The organism is Francisella noatunensis subsp. noatunensis (genome assembly GCF_009823375.1).
Taxonomy (GTDB): Bacteria; Pseudomonadota; Gammaproteobacteria; order Francisellales; family Francisellaceae; genus Francisella; species Francisella noatunensis.
Window position 1 is genome coordinate 1 of the sequence record NZ_WBSX01000130.1, and the last position, 4,918, is coordinate 4,918.

The following is a 4,918-nucleotide window of genomic DNA, read 5'->3' on the forward strand; positions in this document are numbered from 1 at the left end:
CCTCATGTTTTAATCTACCACAAATAAGTTCCGGAGATATCTTCTTTTTTAACAAAGCTATTATTAGCTTTTTAACTTTACAGGATAGCTTATGATTATTTGAAGTTCTGCGGCTTTGATATAGCTTCTGTGCTATCTCAGCATTATAGTCACTATTTATACTAGTGCGATTAAGTTCCTTTTTTATAGCTCTTTCACTATAGCCAATTTTATTGGCTATTTGAGATGTTTGGTATCCTAATTTAAGTAATTCTTCTATACAATATCTATTTGAAAGAGTTAAGTGCTTTGGCATTTTTTAGTTCCTTATCGTTTATTTTAGTTTCGTCAAAACCTAATAAACTATATTTGGAACTCTCTTTCAACTATTTAAAACTTTCAGAATACAATCTAGCGGTTAAATTTTTTCTTAACTGACATAGTCCAGCAATAATCATATTAGAGTTTTTCTCAGCCATTCTTTTTGAGATAGTATTTACTATTTCAAAATCTGTATTACTTGCTGAAGGGAAGCCTGCTTCTAGGACATCGATATTTAGCTTATCTGCAAGATCTGCATACGCAATATTATCTTCAAAAGACATACCAGCTCCAGGAGACTGTTGCCCATCTCTAAGAGTTGTATCAAAAATATAAATTTTTTGCTTATCCATAGTGGACTCCTTATATATAAGTTAGAGCTTCCTTGTAAACTTGTCCTTGTTTTAACTTCTCAAATACTTCTTTTATTTGATTTGTTATCGTGTAATCTGAGCGTCTTAATTTGTTGTCATCAATACTTGCCACAGGGGTGATTTCAGCAGCAGTTCCACAGAAAAACACTTCATCTGCATTTATCAGCTCATCAACTTTAAATAAGCGTTCTGTAACTTTATAACCTAGATCTTTAGCAATTTGGATTATAAGTTTGCGAGTTATCCCATCTAATATAGTTCCTAATGGGGTTGTTATAACTTCGTTATCTTTTATAAAAAAGACATTCATTGCCGCACCTTCAGCCATATTGCCATCAGCATCTAGAAGTAGAGACTCATGATAATGTGTACCAAGAGTTTCCCTAGAAGCTAATATACTATTGACATAGTGGCCACCAATTTTTGCATCACAGACAGTAGAGCGTGGATGAATTCTAATATATTTACTAACTTTGATATCTACTTTATCAGCAGCCATATATTTACCCATATCAATACAATAGATAGTAATATCAACAGGATGGTCTTTCGCAGGTAAAACACTAACTCCTCCCTCAGCAAAATATGCTAAAGGTCTTATATAGCAAGATTTTTTACCGCTAGCTTTGACAGTATCTAATACAGCTTGACATAGCTCATCAAGAGTATATTTGCATGTCATACCTAGGACATTCATCGAGTACATGAATCTTTGCATATGTTCTTTTAGTTTTAAAACACCTACACCATTAGGAGTATCATAAGCTCGTATGCCTTCAAATACAGATGAACCGTAGTGCAAAGAATGAGTGTTTATACCAACTTTTGCATCTTCATAGGAGATTATATCGCCATTTTTCCAAATTTTATCTATCATATTGACCCTCGATATTTTGTAATTATTTAAAATATATTTTTATGCAACAATGTCTAAAATTATAGACAGAGGAGTTTTGTGCTGAGGGAGAGGAGTGCTTGAGAAGAATTACTTTGAGATTTGATTTTTTGAGAAAACATAGCAGTGGCTAAACTACCACTGCCGAATGCTTCGACAGTAGAGAAATTATTCCCTTTTTGTCTTCGTATATGCATACATGAATCCACTTTTTTATGCATTTTCCCTTAGCTTTTGATTAAAGGATATTTCATTTAAAATATCGCTATATAAAACTCAATACAGTTATTGTAGCCATATAATATTTTAGAGTAAACCTTGATTTAGCTTTACTAGTGAAATTTTTTGAAAGAGAAGAATTTAAAAGATAGTTAATTATCTACGATCAGCATAAATTTTTGCTTGAGCAGCTGATAATCTTGCTATAGGAACTCTAAAAGGAGAACAAGATACATAATCAAGATCTAAGTCATGACAGAAACCAACAGAGTATGGTTCACCACCATGCTCGCCACATATACCCATTTTAGCATTAGGATTAACAGCTTTGACACCTTCTTTAGCAATCTCCATAAGTTTACCAACCCCTTTAGGATCTAGTCTAGCAAATGGATCGAAGCTTAAAATACCTTTTTCAAGATAGTCTTTAATAAACTTGTTAGCATCGTCTCTACTGAAACCAAAAGTCATCTGAGTTAAGTCATTTGTACCAAATGAGAAGAACTCACTACCAGCTTCAGCAAGCATACCAGCACCAATAGCACCACGTGGAGTTTCTAGCATTACACCGACTTTATAGTCAATGTCGATTTTTTCACGCTTAAGAATTGTATCAGCAACTTCTCTAACAATACCACTTAGTAATTTAAACTCACCAAGAGTACTAACTAGTGGAATCATAAGCTCCGGTTTAACTTCAATTCCCATACGTTTACTTGATATCGCAGCATAAATGATAGCTTTAGTCTGCATTTCGATGATTTCTGGATATGTTACAGCAAGTCTACATCCTCTGTGACCCATCATAGGGTTCATTTCGCTTAGAGCTTCTATACGAGCTTCTAACTCACTATAGCTAATGTTGAACTCACGTGCTAAATCATCAATCTCATCCGCTTCGTGAGGTAAGAACTCATGTAAAGGAGGATCTATAAATCTTATAGTTACAGCTAAATTATCCATAGCTTCAAAAAGCTCTTCAAAATCTTGTTGCTGTACAGGAAGTAGCTTGTCTAAAGCTCTTTGTCTTTCTTTTTTATCTTTAGCTAGGATCATTTGTCTAACATAAGAGATGCGATCTTCTTCAAAGAACATATGTTCTGTACGGCATAAGCCAATACCTTCAGCTCCAAATGCTCTTGCAATAGATGCATCTTTATAAGTATCTGCATTACATCTGACACGAAGTTTACGTACGCTATCAACGAATTTCATAAACTCTTCAAAGTCTTGAGTAACCTCAGGATCAACAGTTTTGATAATACCTCTATATACAGTACCTTTTGTTCCATCAAGTGATAAATAATCACCTTCAGAGAATACTTGACCTCTTTCGAATGTAATAGTTTTCTTATCTTCGTCGATTCTTGCTGTCTCTAGTCCAGATACACAACATTTACCCATACCACGAGCTACTACAGCAGCGTGAGATGTCATACCACCACGTAGAGTTAAGATACCATGACAAGCATTCATACCTGCTATGTCTTCAGGGGATGTTTCGATTCTTACTAGGATAGTTTTTTCTTCACCACGAGCTTTTGCAGCTAATAAAGATTCAACATCAAAATATATTCTACCACTTGCAGCACCTGGTGAAGCACCTAATGCAGAACCAAGAGGGCGCTTAGAAGCTAGAGCTTTCTCATCAAATTTAGGATGTAATAATTGCTCTAATAAATGAGGCTCAACCATCATCACAGCTTCTTGATTTGTGATTAGACCTTCTTTAGCCATATCAACTGCTATTTTTAAAGCTGCTTTTGCAGTTCTTTTACCATTTCTTGTTTGTAACATGAAAAGCTTACCATCCTCGATAGTAAACTCCATATCTTGCATATCTTTGTATACTTTTTCTAAGTTTTTAGCAATTTTTACAAAATCATTAAAAACTTCTGGCATTTTATCTTTCAAAGTTGAGATATGTGCAGGTGTTCTTGTTCCTGCAACTACATCTTCACCTTGAGCATTGATTAGGTACTCACCAAAAAGTTCATTTTCACCAGTAGAAGGGTTTCTTGTAAAAGCAACACCTGTACCAGAATTATTACCAGAGTTACCGTAAACCATTTCTTGGACATTAACAGCCGTACCCCAGTTATTCGAGATATTATTGATTTCTCTATATATAATTGCTCTTTCAGCATTCCATGATCTAAATACAGCTTCGACAGCTGCTAAAAGTTGCTCGACGGGGTTTGTTGGGAATTCTTTACCAACTAGATCTTTGTAGATTTTCTTATATTCTGCAACAATATATTTGTAGTCCTGAGCACTTAGATCACAGTCATTTTTGACATTTCTTTTTTCTTTTTTATCATCGAGTATTTTATCGAAAGGTTTTTTCTCACAATCCATAACAACATCTGCAAACATCATTATGAATCTTCTGTAGCTGTCGTAAACGAATTGCTCATTATTTGTCTTTGCAACCATCGCTCTTGCAACTTCATCATTTAGACCAAGGTTTAGAACTGTGTCCATCATACCTGGCATAGAAACTCTAGCACCAGAACGCACGGATACAAGTAGCGGATTACTTCCACCACCAAAAGTTTTGCCCGTTCTTTTTTCTAAATCTGCGACATTTGCAAAAATTTGTTCTTTAACCTGATCGTTTAGTTTTTGACGGTCATCATAGTATTTTAGGCATGCTTCTGTAGTTACTGTAAAACCATCTGGTACGGGCAATCCACTATTAAGCATTTCACTAAGATTAGCTCCTTTACCACCTAACAAATCACGCATAGACTTATTACCTTCGCTAAAGGCATAGACAAACTTCGACATAAAAACTCCTCTCAAGTTTTTCATAAAATTAATTTGAAACTAAGCATACTCTCAAGTATACCTAATCTTCATCATAACATATTTATCTAAATAGATTAAAGATTTTTTGAAATGTGATGAAAAAAAGACCTGTAATTGCAGTGATGGGTATTCGCAGATGGCAATGATTTTATAAAATAGAAAAGCTAGATTGTATTCTCAATGTTTATAGAGATACCAAAATGTACTTCATTAGGTGTCAAGTAATTTAAACATTTCTTAGGTCTATTATTCAAGTCTATCTGTAACTTTCTAATGTATTGATGAGATATATTGTTAAAGTTAGTACCTTTAGGTATAA

At 34.3% G+C, this 4,918-nt stretch carries 3 protein-coding genes and 2 pseudogenes; all 5 read right to left on the reverse strand.

What is annotated here, in order from left to right:
• On the reverse strand, positions 1–295 hold a 295-nt coding region (locus tag F8C69_RS09090; RefSeq protein ID WP_159184785.1), incomplete at its 3' end, for a helix-turn-helix domain-containing protein.
• 106 nt (positions 296–401) lie between these two features.
• Positions 402–653, reverse strand: a pseudogene (locus F8C69_RS09095) (2-isopropylmalate synthase); the annotation flags it as partial.
• A gap of 10 nt (positions 654–663) precedes the next feature.
• Positions 664–1,551 carry a branched-chain amino acid transaminase gene (locus F8C69_RS09100; RefSeq protein ID WP_159184948.1) on the reverse strand — a complete coding sequence of 296 codons (888 nt, stop codon included), beginning with the start codon at positions 1,549–1,551 and terminating at the stop codon, positions 664–666.
• A 393-nt stretch (positions 1,552–1,944) separates the two neighbouring features.
• Positions 1,945–4,578 carry a pyruvate, phosphate dikinase gene (gene ppdK, locus F8C69_RS09105; RefSeq protein WP_159184949.1) on the reverse strand — a complete coding sequence of 878 codons (2,634 nt, stop codon included), beginning with the start codon at positions 4,576–4,578 and terminating at the stop codon, positions 1,945–1,947.
• A 185-nt stretch (positions 4,579–4,763) separates the two neighbouring features.
• Positions 4,764–4,918, reverse strand: a pseudogene (locus F8C69_RS11530) (IS30 family transposase); the annotation flags it as partial.